Here is a 17,798-nt window from a genome sequence, read left to right on the forward strand (position 1 = left end):
AAAAGGACGCCACCAGGGCGCCCCGAAATCCGCTTCTCTCCCATCGCCTCAGGATGGACGCTTCATCTGGCAGCTGGTGGGAGTGCTGGCCACATAGGGTTCGAAATACTTCACGGGTGCAAAGGTATAGCCCGTGTTCTCGGAGTCCATGGGGTATTTGCCGCCGGCCTTTTCCCAGCGCGCGATGTACAGACCCTGCTGCAGCTGGTGATCGCTCTTGCGCATCTCGACCTCGCCGTTGTAGTTCTGGAACTTCATGCCCTCCATGGTCGCCGCGACCTTGACCGGGTCAGTGGTCTTGGCCTTGGCAAAAGCCTGATCGAGCATGTTCAGCCCCGTGTACACGGTGCCGGTGTACATGTCCTCGTTGACCTTGGCCTTGAAGCCCTTGACGATCTTGTCCATGGCACCGGGCATGTTCAGGTGGCCGTAGCCCACCATATAGACCTTGCCGGCCGCCGCCGCACCCATGGCCGTGGGAGCCCCCGTGGCAATGGCGTAATAGGTGTAGAACTTGACGTTGTTCAGGCCCGCATCGTTGGCGGCCTTGATCAGCAGCGCCAGGTCCGAGCCCCAGTTGCCCGTGATCACCGTGTCTGCGCCCGACTGCTTGATCTTGGCCACATAGGGCGCGAAGTCGCGCACCTGGGCCAGCGGCGAGAAGTCGTCACCCACGATTTCCACATCGGGGCGCTTGCGCTTGAGCATCTCCTTGGCGTACTTGGACACCTGCTGGCCATGTGAGTAGTTCTGATTGATCAGATAGACCTTCTTGATCTCAGGTACGTCCTTCATATACGTGGTCAAGGCCTCCATCTTCATGGAGGTATCGGCATCGAGGCGGAAATGCCAGTAGCTGCACTTGCTGTTGGTCAGGTCAGGGTCCACGGCTGCATAGTTGAGGAACACGACCTCCTTGCCCTTGTTGCGCGCATTGTGCTTTTCCAGCGCATCCATGATGGCCAGCGCCGGGCCCGAGCCATTGCCCTGGAACACATAGCGCACGCCCTGATCCATGGCCGAGCGCAGCGCGGCCGTGGTCTCCTGCGGGCTGAGCTTGTTGTCGATGCCGATGATCTCGAACTTCACCCCCGAAGCATTGCTCTTGTTGAGTTCCTCTGCCACGTACTGCAGGCTTTTGAGCTGGTTGGATCCCAGTGCTGCCATCAGGCCCGAGAGCGGGTCAATCCAGGCGACCTTGACGGTCTCTCCCTTCTGGGCCATCGCACTCCCCGCGCACGCCAGGATCACCGATGCTGTCAAAGCCTTGATTGCAAACTTCATAGAGCGTCTCCGTTGGTGTTTATGAGCGACGCCCAGCCTAAAGGGCAAGCCAGCGCCTGCGGCTTGGGGGTTGCCCTAGCGCATATCACATTGGTGACTGCAGGGTTTACCTCAAGCCACGACCTCCAAAACCATAGCTGGCTTCGCCCAACCATAAAGGGCTAGAGTCACTTTGGACTGTGACCGTCTAGAGAGGCAACTGGCTTTCCGTCAGCGGCAGGCCGCTGGCGCTGCTCAGCACCTGAGGCTCGGGCAACTCCCTGCCATCCAGAAGCGGGCCTATCTCGTGCATCAATTGGTCGAAGCTCAGCCTGCCGGCCTTGACACGGGCCAAAAGCTCCTTCACGCCAGGCAACTGATCAAAGCGCGCGCCCGCCATCAGCGCCAGGCACAGATAGTTGAGCAGGTCACGTGTGCCCGATAGCCCCTGGCGGCGCGCAAACACCAGTTGCTGACGCACAAACCAGTGCATGGCCAGCGGCGGCAATTTGTCGCGCAGATGGGTCTGATTCAGATTGAGGTAGTAGATCAGCAGATCGGGCACATTGCCCTGTACCAGCGCAGCGACCTCAGCCGCGCCAAGCTGCAGCGGCAGGGCTTGCACGGGCCCGGAAAAATCGGACACTGCATATTCATGCAACCGGCCCGATCGGCTCCAGCACCACCAGTGCACGACAGGCCCCAGCAAGGCCCGGCACTGTGCGGGTCGCAGTACGGGATCGATGACGCTTTGCGTATCCGGATCACTTTGCCCCAGCAAGGCCGCGAGCACGGCGGGGTCCCATAAGGCCAGATAACTGCTGTTGCCCTCGGGCAGCACAGGGTCCATGGCCAGGCGCAGATGGGCCAGCAGCGCCGGCATCTCGCACTCGCTGGCCAGCAGGCTGGCGCAGGGACTGGCCTGCACCACATCGAGCACGGCATCGAGAAAATCCTGCTGCGGCTTTCTCAAGGCCTGAGCACTGCTGCCCAGGTGCACCAGCCAGGGGCTGAGCTGGCCCTGCTTGCTGGAGCGCGCAAAAGCAAACAAGGCCTCGGCACCGCTTTGCGGGGCCAGCGCCAGCAGCTCGCGGTTTTGCGCCGCATCCAGCAGCAGATACAGCTGCATGGGCCGGCCCGTGGAGCGCCCGCCTGGATGCAGCTGCGACCAGCGCTGGGGCCAGATCCTGCGCGCAGGCCTTGTTTCCTGCCAGGCAGGCAGCGTGCTCATGGCAGCTCCTTGTTCACAAAGGCCGAGCGCTGCTGCGCCCGGCGTGCCAGACACTCCAGACACACATTGCGAGGTGCGGCCGGGGCGGCAACCTCTGGCCCGCAGGCCGCTGCAGGAAGGCTCCATGCACCGAGCCCGCCCAGCAAGGCGGCTGCGAGAAGCTGGCGTCGCGGCAAGTCTTGGGAGCGATCACCATCCGGTGCCGAGGGTGGCGAGCAATCGCAAAAACCAGGAGCTGAAGGCATGGATGTCAAACAATGGCACCAGAAGAGGCACAGGCAAAAAAGCCATCATCTCACGATGATGGCTTTGCTCCAGCCGGGCCGGGGGCGATCAGGCAGCCGAAGGCAGCTTGTAGTCCTTGAGTTCCTCGCGCAGACGGGTCTTGAGCATCTTGCCCGTGGCACCGATCGGAATGGCCTCCACAAACACCACATCATCGGGAATCTGCCACTTGGCCGTCTTGCCCTCGTAGAACTTCAGCAGCTCCTCGCGCGTGATTTCGGCGCCGGGCTTCTTGACCACGGCCACGATGGGGCGCTCGTCCCACTTGGGATGCGGCATGCCTATGCAGGCAGCCATGGCCACGGCAGGGTTGGCCATGGCGATGTTTTCTATATCGATGGAGCTGATCCATTCGCCACCGGACTTGATCACATCCTTGCTGCGATCGGTGATCTGCATATAGCCGTCGGGGTCTATCGTCGCCACATCCCCCGTCGGAAACCAACCGTGGCCATCAGCGCCGCGCACCAGGGGATTGCCGCTGCCTTTGTAGTAGCTGTCGACGATCCAGGGGCCGCGCACCAGCAGGTCGCCATAGCTCCTGCCATCCCAGGGCTGCTCGTCGCCGGCGTCATTGACGATCTTCATCTCCACACCATAGATTGCGCGCCCCTGCTTCTGCCGGATCTTCATCTGCTCTTCCTTGGGCAGATCCAGATGCTTGTTCTTGAGCGTACACAGCGTACCCAGCGGGCTCATCTCCGTCATGCCCCAGGCGTGCAGCACCTCCACGCCATAGTCGTCCTGGAAGGCCGTGATCATGGCCGGTGGGCAGGCGGAGCCGCCGATCACCGTGCGCTTGAGCTTGGAAAAACGCAGGCCGCCCGGCTTCATATAGCCAAGCAGCATCTGCCAGACCGTGGGCACGCCGGCAGCAAAGGTCACGCCTTCCGACTCGATGAGTTCGTAGACCGACTTGCCATCGAGCGCCGGGCCCGGGAAGACCATCTTGCAGCCCGTGAGCGCCGCCGAATATGGCAGGCCCCAGGCATTGACGTGGAACATGGGCACCACGGGCAGCACAGAATCACGGGCCGACAGGCACATCACGTCCGGCAGCGCGGCTGCATAGGCGTGCAAGGTGCTGGAGCGGTGGCTGTAGAGCACGGCCTTGGGATTGCCCGTGGTGCCGCTGGTATAGCACATGCTGGAAGCGGTGTTCTCGTCGAACTGCGGCCAGCGGTATTGATCGGACTGGCCCGCAATCCAGCTCTCGTAGCTGACAAGGCCGGGAATGCCGCTGTCCGCCGGCAGCCGGTCTGCATCGCAGAGCACCACCCATTGCTGCACCTCGGGGCATTTGGCATGCACGGCCTGGATGATGGGCAAAAAAGTCAGGTCAAAGCACAGCACCTTGTCTTCGGCGTGGTTGACGATCCAGGCAATCTGCTCGGGGTGCAGGCGCGGGTTGATGGTGTGCAGCACCCGGCCCGAGCCGCTGACGCCGAAATACATCTCCATATGGCGATAGCCGTTCCAGGCCAGGCTGGCCACGCGCTCGCCCTGGGCCAGTCCCAGGGAGTCGAGCTTGTTGGCCAGCTGGCGCGAGCGGGCCGCCAGATCCTTGTAGGTGTAGCGGTGGATATCCCCCTCCACACGGCGGGAGACTATCTCTCCATCGGCATGGTTGCGTGCGGCAAACTCGATCAGGGAAGAAATCAACAGCGGCTGGCTTTGCATCAGACCCAACATTGGCAGTCTCCTGGATATCGTTGTGAAGATCGGGAAGCATCCTAGCGCGGGCTTCCAAGCCGTCATCTGAGGACTGTCACCAATGCGTAACCTTGGCGACCTTTGTCTGCATCCTCCCTCTGAACGATATGCGCGCACTCAGGGAAAAACCTAGGCCGCCCTCCAGCTTCAACCGGCTCAACAACCCTGCAAGCCCAGTCCCTGATGCCGCTCAAGCACAATGCCTGCATGAGCGAATCCTCTGCCCCGCAATGGCGCAAGCCCGGCCGCTTCGAATCCCTGGGCCCTGCTTTTTTCACCTATCTTCAACCCACGCCAGTGCCCGAGCCGCACTGGATTGCCACCAGCGTCAGCACGGCCCGCTGGATGGGTCTGAACCCCGAATGGCTGCACAGCGCCGAAGCACTGCAGATACTCAGCGGCAATCCCGTCTCCGACCATGGCAACGGCGGCAGCAAGCCGCTGGCTACTGTCTATAGCGGTCACCAGTTCGGCGTCTGGGCCGGCCAACTCGGCGACGGCCGTGCCATCCTGCTGGGCGAGACGGAGCAGGGCTTTGAAGTCCAGCTCAAGGGCGCAGGCCGCACCCCCTATTCACGCATGGGCGACGGCCGGGCCGTGCTGCGCTCGTCGATTCGCGAATTTCTCTGCAGCGAAGCCATGACAGCCCTGGGCATTCCCACCACGCGCGCGCTGGCGCTGACGGGCTCGCCCCTGCCCGTGGCGCGCGAGACCATGGAAACCGCCGCCGTCGTGACCCGTGTGGCCGAGAGTTTCATCCGCTTCGGCCATTTCGAGCATTTCGCCGCACGCGACATGCAGGCCGAACTTAAAGCCCTGGCCGATCTGGTCATAGACCAGCACTACCCCCAGTGCCGCACAGCCGCTGCACTGAACGGCAATCCCTATGCCAACTTTCTGCAGGCCGTGAGCGAGCGCACGGCCAGATTGCTGGCCCAGTGGCAAGGCGTGGGCTTTTGTCATGGTGTGATGAATACCGACAATATGAGCATTCTGGGCTTGACCATCGATTACGGCCCCTTCCAGTTTCTCGACGCCTTCGACCCCGGCCATATCTGCAACCACAGCGACAGCCAGGGCCGCTATGCCTTTAACCGCCAGCCCCAGGTGGCCTACTGGAATCTGTATTGCCTGGGCCAGGCCCTGCTGCCGCTGATCGGCGACGAAGAGCTGACGATTGCGGCGCTGGAGTCGTACAAGACCGTCTTTCCCGCAGCCTATGCACGCCAGATGCTGGCCAAGCTGGGCCTGCCCGAGAACGAAGCCGGCACACCCGCCACCGAAGGCCGCTTTGCCCTGCTGGTCAACCCGCTGCTGCAGATCCTGGCCGACAGCAAGGTGGACTACACCATCTTCTTCAGCCGCCTGACCGATGCCGTTGCACAGGGGCAGCGAGCGAAAATCGACTTTGAGCCGCTGCGTGACATCATTCTGGATCGCGCCAGCTTCGATGCCTGGTCACTCAGCTATTCAGCTCAACTGGCGCAAGTGGATCAAGCGCAAGCCGTCGATTTGATGCAAAAATCCAATCCGCGCTTTGTGCTGCGCAACCATCTGGGCGAGACCGTGATTCGTGCCGCCCAGTCCGGCGACTTTGCGCCTGTGCAGCAAATGCTGGCCGTGCTGCAAGCGCCTTATGAATCGCACCCGGACCACGCTGACTGGGCCGGCTTCCCGCCCGAATGGGCTTCCTCGATTGAGATCAGCTGTTCATCATGAGCTTCCCTGTCCAGAAATCCGACCAAGAATGGCAAGCCCTGTTGCAGGACAAGGGCGCCGAAGCCGCGGCCTTCCAGGTCACGCGCCACGCTGCCACTGAGCGGCCGTTCACCGGCAAATACGAGCAGTTCTGGGCCGACGGCAGCTACCACTGCGTCTGCTGCGGCAACAAGCTGTTCGACTCGCACACCAAGTTCGATGCCGGCTGCGGCTGGCCCAGTTTCGACCAGGCCGTGCCCGGCGCCATCACCAATATCGTGGATCGCAGCCACGGCATGGTGCGCACCGAAACCGTGTGCAGCAACTGCGGAGCCCATCTGGGCCATGTCTTTCCTGACGGCCCCACCGATACCGGCCTGCGCTACTGCATGAACTCGGCCTCGCTGGATTTCCAGAACGACCCCCAAAAATAAGAGCTGGCAAGGCTTGAGCAGCAAGGGCCGCGCGACTTCGGGCCGGGCCCGCTGCGCTGGCCTTGCACATCAGCTTTGATAGCTGAATCCGTCCGGCGCACAAGGCTTTGCCCACGGTAAGGCCCTGGCTATGGTGCATGATGCGGCTTTGCTCGCTGCGCCGGGAACCTTGCCGGTGCTGCGCAGTCTGAATTCCAGAACGACTACCATTTCGCGCATGAAGCTGCTGATTGATTTCTTCCCCATCATCCTGTTTTTCGTGGCCTTCAAGGTCTGGGGCATCTATACCGCCACAGCCGTGGCCATTGTCGCCACCGTGGCGCAGATCGCCTATCTGCGCTTGAAGACCGGCAAGATCGAACCCATGCAATGGATGAGCCTGGGTGTCATCGTGCTGTTTGGCGGCGCCACCTTGCTGGCCCATGACGACAACTTCATCAAATGGAAGCCCACGGTGCTGTACTGGCTCATGGGCGGCGCGCTGCTGATCGGCCAGTTGGTGTTCAAGAAGAACCTGCTGCGCTCCGTCATGGGCGCGCAACTGCAACTGCCCGACGCCATATGGCTCAAACTCAACTGGGCCTGGACTGCATTCTTCGCCACCATGGGCGCGCTCAACATCTGGGTGGCCTATAACTTCGACACCGACACCTGGGTCAACTTCAAGCTGTTTGGCGGCATGGGCCTGATGGTGGTGTTTGTGATTGCACAAGCCATCTACATGAGCCGCTACCTGCCCCAGGACGGCGTGCCCAGCACGACCGAACCCAAGGACAAGCAGCCATGAGCGTGAGCATCAGCGCCCAGGCCATGGACGCCGCCCTGCGCCAGCGTCTGGCCCCGACCCGACTCGAAGTCATCGACGAGAGCTATCAACATGCCGGTCATGCCGGTGCCAACGACAGCGGTGTGGGCACGCATTTTCGCGTGCGCATCGCTGCTCCGGCCTTTGATGGAAAAACCCGCTTGGCACGCCACCGCCTTGTGTATGATGCACTGCAAGACTTCATTGACCAGGGTGTTCATGCCATCGCCATTGAAGTACTTTGAGAACGCACTGTTCTGACCACAGGCTCCTTGACGGGAGCCTGTTGCGTATGGACTGAACTTCACTTACTTTTCTCAATCTCAACTCGAATGAGCATGAAACAAAAGCAACTGGCCCGTATCGTGGCCGCCGCTGTTCTGGGCGCAGCCGCCCTGTCCGCCTCGGCCCAGAATGTGGCCATCGTCAATGGCAAGGCCGTGCCCCTGGCCCGCGTCAACGCCCTGAAGGCACAGATCGAAGCCAGCGGCCAGCCCGTGGCCCCTGAGATGGACAAGATGATCAAGGACGAGGTCATCGCCCGTGAAGTCTTCATGCAGGAAGCCAACCGCCGCGGTCTGGCAGCTTCCGAGGCCTACAAGCAACAGATGGACATGGCCCGCCAGACCGTGCTGATCCGTGCACTGTTCGAAGACTTCCAGAAGAAGAACCCCGTGACCGATGCCGAAGCCAAGGCCGAATACGACAAGTTCGTCGAGGCCAATGGTGGCAAGGAATACAAGGCCAGCCACATCCTCGTGGAATCCGAAGACCGCGCCAAGGCCATCATCGCCGAAGTGAAGGCCGGCAAGAAGTTCGAAGACATCGCCAAGAAGGAGTCCAAGGACCCCGGATCGGGTGCCCGCGGCGGCGACCTGGACTGGGCCAACCCCAACAACTACGTGCCCGAGTTCACCGAAGCACTGATCAAGCTCAAGAAGGGCGAGATGACCGACGCCCCCGTCAAGAGCCAGTTTGGCTGGCACATCATCCGCATGGATGACGAGCGCCAGGCTGAAATGCCCAAGTTCGAGGACGTCAAGCCCCAGATCACTCAGCAGCTGCAACAGCAAAAGCTGCAGCAATTCCAGGATCAGCTGCGCAAAAGCGCAAAAATCCAGTAACATGCTCTTACGCCAGACCTGAAAAGGACTGGCCAGACCATCACCCAAGCCCGCGTCAAGCGGGCTTTTTTTGTCTCATCGCTGCGGTGTTGCTACATCTTCCGCAGCATCTTGACCAGACTCAGACTTGACTGGCGGCAATTGCTCGGGCTTTCGTGGACGGCAATGCGGGGATTCGCGTGCCGTGCCCGAGCCCTTATCCGCCCCCTCTGTTGCGGCTTGCCGACGGGCCTCTTCCTCGGTCTGCAAGGGACACAGCGGCAATTGCGCAGACAAACGAGAGTTTTGTGGTGCCATCGCATCGGCCGCCGGGGCATCGGCCGCCGGGGCAACAGGCTGCGCAGCGTCCGTGCTCCGGGAAAGCGCCTTGGCTGCCGGTGCTCTGCTTGCAGGCGCTGCCGCGCTGGAGGCCTGCGCAGCCTCGGATTGCGGCGCGGGGGCCGACGCCTGCACATCCTGGGTATGCGGCGCCTGCTGCGCCTTTGCTGGAGCCCGGCTCTGCCTGGATTTCTCAGCCAGCTGAGCCGAACGGGCTGCGCTGGCATCTGCAACCGCCGGAGCAGAAGCGATTGCAGGCGCCGGTGCAGACGCCTGTGCAGACGCCTGTGCAGCCGGGTCGATATCCGCAGGCTGGGCAGGCTCGGCCACGACTTCGGAGCTGGAGCTGGAGCCGGATCCGGCGTCCGGCCCGCTCCACCAGGCACCATGCTGCAGCATCAGCCAGCCCACCAGTCCGACGGCCGCCAGTCCGCCCAGCGCATGGCGCTGCCAGAAGCGGTCGTTGGCGGCAGGCTTGTCCATCGGCTCCGAGGACTGCTGCCCCACGCCTGCCGCGCGCTGGCGCGCGCGATCCAGAACAGCGGCGCTGCTTTGCGCACTGGGGCCACGGTCCTCTGCCACGGCTTCGTGGTAGAGCTCGCGCAGCGCATCGGGCTTGTCGTCGCTGGACGGGGTTTCAGGGTGCATATTCATGCCAGCTCCTCCAGCGCGGCGCGCAGTTTGGCACGCGCATAGCGCAAGCGACTCTTAGCCGTTTCCTCGGCAACGCCGGTGGTCTGGGCAATTTCGGCCAGTGTCAGATCAGCCTCGACCTGCAGCAAAAAGCACTCGCGCTGCTCGGCCGGGAGCCGGGCCAGCGCTGCCAGAATGGCCTGTGCCATGAGTTGGCGATCGAGCTGCTGCTCGGGCTCGAAGCCCGAGGCCGCAAACAGGCTTTCGGCCAGCCGCATGGACTCTTGCGTGTCTGCCGACAGGCTGATGCCCGGCCGCTGCCTGCGCCAGTGGTCTACGAGCCGGTGATGCGCCATGGTGAACAGCCAGGTCGTGAACCTGCTGCGCACCTCATAGCGGCAGGCGCTGTCCACCACGGCAAACCAGAGGTCTTGCGCCAGATCGTCGGCCAGCGCCGCATCGCCCGTGTTGCGATAGAAATAGCGCCACATACGCAGGCTGTGCCGGGCATAAAGCGTCTCGAACGCCGTGGCCTGCCCTGCGGCATAGCTGCACATCAGGGCTTCATCGGCGGGTTGGGGTTGGGCAAGCGGCGGTGCAAGCATGCCCGCGATTATGCAAACTCCGGCGACAGCGCAACCAACTCAGTTGCGGGGCGGGTCCGGCACAAAGCCGTTGTCCCCGGGAAAAGGATTGGGGGCGCGCGGCAGGGACGGCCGTGGACGAGGCTCGCGAATCACGCCTCTGGCGACCAGATTGGCATAGCTGTCGTAACGGATGCGCACCATCTGCCGGGGCTGGTCGGTATCGGCCTCGAAGTCCACCTGGGTGACTTGCGAGCGCTCCACCGCGCCATGGCCCGTGCCCAGCGAGGGGGCCGGCGAGGCCTGTGGCGCACGGCGCTCGGCGCTGCGGCTCTTGCTGGCGGCCTGCGGCACGGCGACATCCGCCGCTGCAGATTCAGCCGCCGAGGCACTGGCCTGCGCTTGCGGCTCATGGAGCGGCCCCTGGTAGGCGGCAGGCTCGGGGAGCTTTTCACGGTACAGCGCAACCCCGATCACACCCACATCCTGCGGCCGGCCTGTTCTGGCGGCATAGGACATATCGCTTTCGGAGAAATAGAACGCAGCCACGTTGTCATTGCTCTTGCGCCAGCCCCTCACGTCATAGCTGTCGCCCGCATCCAGCACATAGCCGCCTTCGGCGCGGGAGCTCGCCGTGCGGCCGTTGATGGCGTTGACCCCGTCGACGCTGATAACGGCCATGATGCGGCGGCTCTCGAGGTTGCGGATGCGCACCGCATAGTTGGCACCGGGGCGGCCCACCACCCACAGCTCCCCCTCGTGGCTGTACTGGGGCAGTACCCGCCCCGTGGCGCGTTCGACGATGCTGACCTGGGCCAGCTTGTGGTTGCCGCGCGTCCAGGCCGACGCCGGCGCAGCGGCCACCATCGCGGCAGCGCAGAGCAAAGAAGCGCGCAGCAAACGGCCGCGCGACAGCAAGAAACCAGGAACCGGGGGATCGATACGGACAGACAACATGGACAAGGCCTCCTCAAAGTACAGCCACAGCGGCGTGAAACAAACTTGTCGGAGGCTGAAACGCAGCAGCAGAGCTGACGGGGTCAAGACCGGCCCTCCAATTTGCAAGCATTTGCAACACCATCTGCAACACCGCTTCGCGCCGCAGCCCTGCCCCGGCCCGGCATGTCTGGCACAATCGCGCTCGCTGCAGCCCAAGGCAGGCAGCCATGCTGGGGGTGTCCTGACCATGACCGGTCAGGGCTGAGAGAGTCCCTTTGAACCTGATTGCGCAAGCGGTGTCCTGAAGACCGCTTGCCCGAGATCATCCTCGCGCAGGGAAGCTGTTCAAGGTGTCATGCCGCGACTGGCCATGTCTTTGCTGGCCTGCCGCGCAAACCATGCGGCCCCTGCTTCGTTTTTCTGGCGGAGCATTCATGAATTCATCTTCTTCCATATCGGCCAATCGGGCCCTGGCCCCGGTGACGGCGCAGGAGCGCGTCTTTGCCTGGCGCGACCATGCCTCGCTGTGGTTCAGCCTGGGCGTGGGCCTGCTGGTCATGCAGATGGGGGCCTATCTGCTGCCCGCGCTCAGCCCGCTGCATGCGCTGATCGCGATCGGCATAGGATCGCTGATCGGCGCAGGTCTGCTGGGCTGGGTAGGCAAGCTGGGCTGCGACAGCGGCCTGTCCAGCGCCGGGCTGATGCACAGCGTCTACGGCCGCCATTTCGCACGGCTGCCTATCGTGCTCAACATCATCCAGCTGCTGGGCTGGGGTAGTTTCGAGCTGGTGGTGATGCGCGACGCCACCGTGGCGCTGGGCAAGCAAAGCGGCATCATGGGCGCTGCCTACTGGCCCTGGCTGGCCACGTTGCTCTGGGGTGGCGTGATCCTGCTGCTGATGAGCGGCTCCATGACCATGCTGGTGCGCCGCATCATCTCGCGCGTGGCCTTGCCGCTGGTGATTGCCTCGCTGCTGTGGCTGAGCTGGCAATTCCTGAAAATGGCGGGCGCCACCGGCCTCGGGACCTTGCTGGCCCGCGAAGGGGCAGGCGGCATGAGCATGCTGGGCGCCGTCGATCTGGTGATCGCCATGCCCATCAGCTGGCTGCCGCTGGTGGCCGACTATGCGCGCCACGGCAAAAGCGGCAAGTCCGCGCTGACGGGTGCCTGGACCGGCTTTGCCCTGGCCAATATCTGGTGCTACTCCCTGGGCGTGCTGGTGGCCCTGACACTGCCCAGCGAAGACCTGGTCACGGCCCTGCTGCTGGCCCAGGGCGGGCTGATTGCCCTGTCGCTGATTCTGATCGACGAGGTGGACAACGCCTATGGCGATGCGTACTCGGGCGCCATGTCGGCCCACAGCCTGCAACCGGGCTGGAGCATTCGCCACTGGGGCCTGCTGATCGCGTCCCTGTGCACGGCACTGGCCATGGTGCTGCCCATGCACAGTCTGGAGCCGTTTCTGCTGCTGCTCAGCTCCTGCTTTGTGCCGCTGTTCGGCGTGATGCTGGGTCGCCTGGCCTTTGGCACCGATGCCGTGCAGCTGATGCAAAAAGCGCCCGCCGTGCGCTGGGATGCCGTGGCCATCTGGGTGCTGGGCATTGCCTTCTACCACCTGCTGCCCTATGTCAGCACGGCCCTGGGCTCGGCCCTGCCCACGCTGGCGCTGACTTTTGTGGTGGCTCTGGCCACACGCCAGCTGCAGCCGCGCTCCGTTGCCGCCTGAGCAAGAATCGAATTCAATAGCAACCAACACCCTCCAAAAGGGCGTTTCAGCCTTCTTCCTTATCTTCTACCTGGCGCCCGCCGCCTGCAACAGTTGCACCACGGCCTGCTGCCCGCGCTGGCGTGCATGGGCCAGGGCCGTCACCCCATCCTTGTCGGGCAGATTCAGATCCGCTTTCGCGTCGATCAAGGCCTGGATGATGGCCTGATGGCGCGGCCCGCCGTCGCTGAGCACCACGGCTTCCATCAGGCAGGTCCAGCCCAGCCGGTTGACATGGTTCACATTCACACCGGCGGCGATCAGCGCCTGGGCCGTTTCCAGATGGCCGCGCTCGCAGGCCGGAATCAGGGCCGTGCCGCCATAGCGGTTGGTGCTCTTGAGATCGGCGCCGTAGGAAATCGTCATGCGCACAATCTCCAGCCGGCCCTGCGCACCGGCCAGAAGATAGGCGCTGTCTTGCATCTGGTTCTGGATATTGGGGCTGGCGCCGTGCATCAGCAGCGATCGCGCCACCTCGATATGGTTGGCCGCCGTGGCCAGCAGCAGCGGGGTATTGCCCCGGGCGTCCTGCACGTCGACAGGCGCGTTGCCGGCCAGCAGATTGCGCACCGCCACGGTATCGCCCTGCGCGGCAGCGGCCAGCAATTGCTGGCCCAGCATCTGCAGGTCCCCGGCTTTTGCCACAGCGGCGGCAGGTTCTGCAGCCGGAGCATTCGCCGACGCCCTACTCTGGCAGGCGGTCAGCAGCGTCGCTGCGGCCAGAGCCGTCATCGCAAGCGTCAATCGGGTGGTCAACGAGGCGCTCCCATGGGCGCTGGCTGGCTGGTTCATGGCATTCCTTTATGGCTGTCGGGCGTTCAGCCCCTGTCAGCTTTCTACAGGAACTATAGCTAGCCACGCAAGTCCGATGAGGGTTACAGCCTGTTTTCAATCGATAAAAGGAGAATCTGCCCCGTGCCTTGTAACCGCTGGATCCGCACCGCCGCCACTTCAAGCCTGATCGCGCTGGGTGCGCTCACCGCCGGCCTGCTGCCGGCCCTCGCACAAGCCCAGGAATTTGTCAGCATCAAGGGCAAGACCGTGAATGTGCGCGAGCAGCCCAACACCCGCTCCGCGACCCTCTGGGAACTGAGCAAGGGCTACCCGCTGCAAGTCACCCAGCGCAAGGGCCAGTGGCTGCGCGTGAAGGACTATGAGTCCACGCTGGGCTGGGTCCACGCCCCGCTGACCAGCAAGAGCCCACATATGGTGGTGACGGCACGCACGGCCAATCTGCGCTCCGGCCCCGGCCAGAAGCACAACCGGGTAGGCAAGCTGGAGCAGCATGAGGTGCTGCAGACGCTGAAAAAGCAAGGCAGCTGGGCCCAGGTCCAGCGCAGCAATGGCCAAAGCGGCTGGGTAGCCAAGAATCTGGTCTGGGGCTGGTAAGCCCGGCAACAAGCACACCCCAAAACACCCCAAAAAGCAAAGGCCTGCAGCAGCAGGCCTTTTTTGTGGGAGCCGGAAATCAGCCTTCGACGATCAGCTGCGCGCGCGGCGCATAGCCATGATTGAGCGGACCGTGACCCTGGCCGGTATAGACCTCGGCGCCCGCTTCGATGGCGCCCAGAATATAGCGCCGCGCCTCAGTCACTGCCGCCTCCAGCGCCAGACCCTGGGCCAGGAAAGATGCAATCGCCGACGACAGCGTGCAACCCGTGCCGTGACCGTTATGGGTGATGATGCGCTGCGACTGCAGGCGCAGATAGTCGCCGGCCTGCTGGCCTTGCCGGCCCAGCACATCCATGACCAGATCGCCGCTCAGATGCCCGCCCTTGAGCAACACCGCCGGCGCCCCCATGGCCAGCAGATCGGCCACGGCCGCATCCAGCGCTCCAATGCCGTCGATGCTGCGACCCAGCAGCAAAGCTGCTTCATCCAGATTGGGGGTAATCACCGTCGCCAGCGGAAACAGCTCGCTGACCAGCGCCTGTGCCGTCTCGGGAACGATCAGGCGATCGCCACTGGTGGCCACCATCACAGGATCCAGCACCACGTTCCTGATCCGGTGGCGACGGATCGCATCCGCCACCACGCTCACCACATCGGGGGTTGCCAGCATGCCGATCTTGACGGCATCGACGCCTATGTCCTGCACAACTGCATCGATCTGGCCACGCACGGTATCGAGCGGAATGCCGTGAATACCCGTCACGCCCAGCGTGTTCTGCACGGTGATGGCCGTGATCGCCGTCATGCCGTAGCAGCCCAGTGCCGCGCAGGTCTTGAGGTCGGCCTGGATGCCGGCACCACCGCCGCTGTCCGAGCCGGCAATGGAGAGCACGCGCGCATAGCGCTTTTTTGCGGCGCCGGAGATGGAGGATGAAGCAATCACTGTCATGGTAAAAATTATCGCCCATGCGCATGGTCAATGCGTGCTGTTTGCGGTTGTGCTGTAATGTCCAACGGACGAAACAGGGGTGTCCCGCAGGCAAGCAGCCTGCGTGGACTGAGAAACACCCTGGGGCAGCGCCAGCCACCGGCTGCGCACCAGAGCACCATCCGTGCCCTGTGCCCCCTGCACCCGATCCAGGTCATGCTGGCGTGGGGAGTTTCACAAGCCGCAAGGCATGCCGCGTTTTGTCCTGCACATGGCCCTGTTCCTGTGTCCGGATGGAAAACGATTTGCACATGTCATTGCTACAAGCTTCTTCAAAGATCGCAATTCTCGGCGGCGGCCTCATGGGCCGTCTGCTGTCGCTGGCCCTGGCCCAGCGCGGTCACGCCATCGACCTCTATGACGCGCACGGCCCGCAAGGCGATGGCGCTGCGGCGCGCGTGGCGGCCGCCATGCTGGCGCCGCTGGCCGAGTCGGCCATTACCGAGCCTGGCGTGGTGCGCATGGGCCAGCATGGGCTCAGGCGCTGGCCCGAGCTGATAGCCCAGCTCGAGCAGCATGTGTTTCTGCAGCAAAACGGCACGCTGATCCTCTGGCACCGTCAGGACCAGGGCGATGCGGCGCGCTTTTTCGGTCTGCTGGAGAAAAACCGCCGCATCAACCCCAGCCTGCCGGCCATGCAGGAGAAGACCGGCGCGGCGCTGCACGACTGCGAGCCCGCGCTGCAGGGGCGCTTCAACCAGGCCGTCTATCTGCCCGGCGAAGGCCAGCTCGACAACCGCCAGCTGCTGACGGCGCTGCTCGACAAGCTCAGCGCCCTGGGCGTGCGGCTGCACTGGGAGAGCCCGCGCGAGGTCAGCGACTTCCGCCCCGGCGAAACCCATGGCGACAGCGGCCAGCCCGACTTCGTGTTCGACTGCCGGGGCCTGGGTGCACGCACCCAGTGGAAGCAGCTGCGCGGCATTCGCGGCGAGGTGGTGCGCATCCACGCGCCTGAAGTCACGCTGCAGCGCCCCACACGCCTGATCCATCCGCGCTACCCCATCTATATCGCGCCCAAGGAAGATCATCTGTTCGTGATTGGCGCCACCGAGATCGAGTCCGACGATATGTCGCCGGCCAGCGTGCGCTCCACGCTGGAGCTGCTGAGCGCGGCCTATACCGTGCACTCCGGCTTTGCCGAAGGCCGCATTGTGGAGATCGCCACCCAGTGCCGCCCCACCCTGCCCGATAATCTGCCCGCCGTGCGCCTGCTGACCCCGCGCGTCATGGAAGTCAACGGCCTCTACCGTCACGGCTTCATGATCTCGCCCGCCATGCTGGACGTGGTGCTGGAGCTGGTGGACCACAACGACTCGCCGCTGGCGCGCGAGTTCGATGTCGTCGTGCATCGCGGCTGAACTGCGAGCCCGAACTTTGGCGCACAGCACTTGCACCCCCGGCGCACGCAAGCACCACCGTGCAGAGGTTTAACTTAGCTCCCGCTTTATTTTCCGTTTCCATGCCATGAAGATCACTCTCAACCAGCAAGCCGCCGAGCTGCCAGCCCATGCCACCGTGGCCGATGCGCTGGCGCAGATGCAGGCCAGGCCCCCGTTTGCCGTGGCGGTCAACACGGTGTTCGTGCCCAAGACGCAGTACGCCGACCATCCGCTCAATGAGGGCGACAGGATGGAAGTCATCTCTCCGGTGACTGGTGGCTAGAAATGAATCCCCCTGAGTCGCTTCGCGCCTTCCCCCAGGGGACGACACCCTCGCGGCGAGGCGGCTCTTGCTCGGTGTCACTGACTTGGCACATGCCTGTTTGAGGCTCATTGGGCCTCACGCGCATTGCAGTACAAAGACAGGAGATATAGATAAATCATGAATACCAAAACTACCGACGACGCCCTGGTTCTCTACGGCCAGCGTTTTGAAAGCCGCTTGCTGCTGGGCACCTCGCGCTATCCCTCGCCGGCGATTCTCGAAGCCGCCGTGGAGCGCGCCAGGCCCGCCATGGTCACGGCCTCGCTGCGCCGCCAGGGCAGCAATGCCGCCGAGACCGGTGCCAGCTTCTGGGAGCTGCTGCGCAAGCTCAATGTGCCCGTGCTGCCCAACACGGCAGGCTGCATGACCATCCAGGAGGCCGTGACCACAGCCCAGATGGCACGCGAAGTCTTCGACACCCCCTGGATCAAGCTGGAGCTGATCGGTGACGACTACACGCTGCAGCCCGATACGCTCAATCTGGTGGAAGCAGCCTCCATCCTCATCAAGGACGGCTTCCAGGTCCTGCCCTACACCACCTACGACCTGGTGCTGTGCCAGAAGCTCGTCGACGTGGGCTGCCAGGCCGTCATGCCCTGGGCTGCGCCCATCGGCACGGGCCGTGGCCCCGTCAACCCCTATGCCATGCAGATGCTGCGCGAGCGCCTGAAGGTGCCGCTGATCGTGGATGCCGGCCTGGGCCGTCCATCCCACGCCTGCACGGTGATGGAATGGGGTTATGACGCCGTGCTGCTGAACACCGCCGTGGCCCTGTCCGAAGATCCCGTGGCCATGGCCGGCGCCTTCTCCGATGCCGTCAATGCCGGTCACGCCGCCTGGCGCGCAGGTGCCATGGCCGAGCAGAACGCCGCCCAGCCCAGCACGCCCGTGCTGGGCACCCCTTTCTGGCATCAGGAATAA

General features: G+C 63.6%; 18 protein-coding genes and 1 riboswitch. Of the genes, 10 read left to right on the forward strand and 8 right to left on the reverse strand.

What is annotated here, in order from left to right:
- Positions 1 to 48 precede the first annotated feature (48 nt).
- From P353_RS04485 to P353_RS04495, 3 genes are all read right to left on the reverse strand, one after another.
- Positions 49 to 1,284, reverse strand: coding sequence for a branched-chain amino acid ABC transporter substrate-binding protein (locus P353_RS04485; RefSeq protein ID WP_034365895.1), 1,236 nt, complete (start codon positions 1,282 to 1,284; stop codon positions 49 to 51).
- Positions 1,285 to 1,471: 187 nt separating this feature from the next.
- Positions 1,472 to 2,494: a DUF4123 domain-containing protein gene (locus P353_RS04490; RefSeq protein WP_034365899.1), complete on the reverse strand. Its 1,023-nt coding sequence runs from the start codon at positions 2,492 to 2,494 to the stop codon at positions 1,472 to 1,474.
- Between the two features lie 333 nt (positions 2,495 to 2,827).
- Entirely contained in the window at positions 2,828 to 4,471 is a 1,644-nt protein-coding gene (locus tag P353_RS04495) for a 3-(methylthio)propionyl-CoA ligase (protein WP_034365903.1), read from the reverse strand.
- A gap of 228 nt (positions 4,472 to 4,699) precedes the next feature.
- Here P353_RS04495 and P353_RS04500 point away from each other — a divergent pair, with 228 nt between their 5' ends.
- The 5 genes from P353_RS04500 (at position 4,700) to P353_RS04520 (ending at position 8,553) form a co-directional block, all read left to right on the forward strand.
- Positions 4,700 to 6,211 carry a protein adenylyltransferase SelO gene (locus P353_RS04500; RefSeq protein ID WP_052084706.1) on the forward strand — a complete coding sequence of 504 codons (1,512 nt, stop codon included), beginning with the start codon at positions 4,700 to 4,702 and terminating at the stop codon, positions 6,209 to 6,211.
- Positions 6,208 to 6,624 carry a peptide-methionine (R)-S-oxide reductase MsrB gene (msrB, locus tag P353_RS04505; protein WP_034365909.1) on the forward strand — a complete coding sequence of 139 codons (417 nt, stop codon included), beginning with the start codon at positions 6,208 to 6,210 and terminating at the stop codon, positions 6,622 to 6,624. Before P353_RS04500 ends, msrB begins: the two co-directional genes overlap by 4 nt.
- A gap of 217 nt (positions 6,625 to 6,841) precedes the next feature.
- Positions 6,842 to 7,411: a septation protein A gene (locus P353_RS04510; RefSeq protein ID WP_034365912.1), complete on the forward strand. Its 570-nt coding sequence runs from the start codon at positions 6,842 to 6,844 to the stop codon at positions 7,409 to 7,411.
- The gene (locus tag P353_RS04515) at positions 7,408 to 7,674 is read left to right on the forward strand and encodes a BolA family protein (protein ID WP_034365915.1); all 267 of its coding nucleotides are present in this window, start codon (positions 7,408 to 7,410) and stop codon (positions 7,672 to 7,674) included. Before P353_RS04510 ends, P353_RS04515 begins: the two co-directional genes overlap by 4 nt.
- Before the next feature lie 87 nt (positions 7,675 to 7,761).
- Positions 7,762 to 8,553, forward strand: a complete 792-nt coding sequence (locus P353_RS04520; RefSeq protein WP_420093360.1) for a peptidylprolyl isomerase — start codon at positions 7,762 to 7,764, stop codon at positions 8,551 to 8,553.
- Between the two features lie 75 nt (positions 8,554 to 8,628).
- Here the strand turns inward: P353_RS04520 and P353_RS04525 are convergent, their stop codons facing one another.
- Genes P353_RS04525 through P353_RS04535 form a run of 3 tightly spaced genes read right to left on the reverse strand, consistent with a single transcriptional unit; the run spans position 8,629 to position 11,045 of the window.
- Positions 8,629 to 9,525, reverse strand: coding sequence for a hypothetical protein (locus tag P353_RS04525; protein WP_034365919.1), 897 nt, complete (start codon positions 9,523 to 9,525; stop codon positions 8,629 to 8,631).
- A complete protein-coding gene (locus P353_RS04530; protein ID WP_034365922.1) occupies positions 9,522 to 10,109 on the reverse strand; it encodes a sigma-70 family RNA polymerase sigma factor in 588 nt (195 codons plus the stop codon). The genes P353_RS04525 and P353_RS04530 overlap by 4 nt, the downstream gene beginning before the upstream one ends.
- Positions 10,110 to 10,148: 39 nt before the next feature.
- Positions 10,149 to 11,045, reverse strand: coding sequence for a hypothetical protein (locus P353_RS04535; RefSeq protein ID WP_034365925.1), 897 nt, complete (start codon positions 11,043 to 11,045; stop codon positions 10,149 to 10,151).
- Positions 11,046 to 11,461: 416 nt separating this feature from the next.
- On the opposite strand from P353_RS04535, the gene P353_RS04545 reads away from it, so the two are divergent.
- Positions 11,462 to 12,754 carry a purine-cytosine permease family protein gene (locus tag P353_RS04545; RefSeq protein WP_034365930.1) on the forward strand — a complete coding sequence of 431 codons (1,293 nt, stop codon included), beginning with the start codon at positions 11,462 to 11,464 and terminating at the stop codon, positions 12,752 to 12,754.
- Positions 12,755 to 12,820: 66 nt separating this feature from the next.
- On the opposite strand, the gene P353_RS04550 is transcribed toward P353_RS04545, so the two are convergent.
- The gene (locus tag P353_RS04550) at positions 12,821 to 13,585 is read right to left on the reverse strand and encodes an ankyrin repeat domain-containing protein (RefSeq protein WP_034365933.1); all 765 of its coding nucleotides are present in this window, start codon (positions 13,583 to 13,585) and stop codon (positions 12,821 to 12,823) included.
- Between the two features lie 123 nt (positions 13,586 to 13,708).
- On the opposite strand from P353_RS04550, the gene P353_RS04555 reads away from it, so the two are divergent.
- On the forward strand, positions 13,709 to 14,182 hold the full coding sequence (locus P353_RS04555; RefSeq protein WP_003077863.1) for an SH3 domain-containing protein: 474 nt from the start codon (positions 13,709 to 13,711) through the stop codon (positions 14,180 to 14,182).
- Between the two features lie 79 nt (positions 14,183 to 14,261).
- Here the strand turns inward: P353_RS04555 and thiD are convergent, their stop codons facing one another.
- Positions 14,262 to 15,134 carry a bifunctional hydroxymethylpyrimidine kinase/phosphomethylpyrimidine kinase gene (gene thiD / locus P353_RS04560; RefSeq protein WP_034365936.1) on the reverse strand — a complete coding sequence of 291 codons (873 nt, stop codon included), beginning with the start codon at positions 15,132 to 15,134 and terminating at the stop codon, positions 14,262 to 14,264.
- A gap of 65 nt (positions 15,135 to 15,199) precedes the next feature.
- Positions 15,200 to 15,361, forward strand: a riboswitch (TPP riboswitch).
- A 63-nt stretch (positions 15,362 to 15,424) separates the two neighbouring features.
- On the opposite strand from thiD, the gene P353_RS04565 reads away from it, so the two are divergent.
- From P353_RS04565 to P353_RS04575, 3 genes are all read left to right on the forward strand, one after another.
- A complete protein-coding gene (locus tag P353_RS04565; RefSeq protein ID WP_080750421.1) occupies positions 15,425 to 16,531 on the forward strand; it encodes an FAD-dependent oxidoreductase in 1,107 nt (368 codons plus the stop codon).
- A 106-nt stretch (positions 16,532 to 16,637) separates the two neighbouring features.
- Positions 16,638 to 16,835, forward strand: a complete 198-nt coding sequence (thiS, locus tag P353_RS04570) for a sulfur carrier protein ThiS (RefSeq protein WP_034365940.1) — start codon at positions 16,638 to 16,640, stop codon at positions 16,833 to 16,835.
- Positions 16,836 to 16,994: 159 nt separating this feature from the next.
- On the forward strand, positions 16,995 to 17,798 hold the full coding sequence (locus P353_RS04575) for a thiazole synthase (RefSeq protein ID WP_034365942.1): 804 nt from the start codon (positions 16,995 to 16,997) through the stop codon (positions 17,796 to 17,798).

Origin of the sequence: Comamonas testosteroni, from assembly GCF_000761245.1 — a bacterium.
Taxonomy (GTDB): domain Bacteria; phylum Pseudomonadota; class Gammaproteobacteria; order Burkholderiales; family Burkholderiaceae_C; genus Comamonas; species Comamonas testosteroni_C.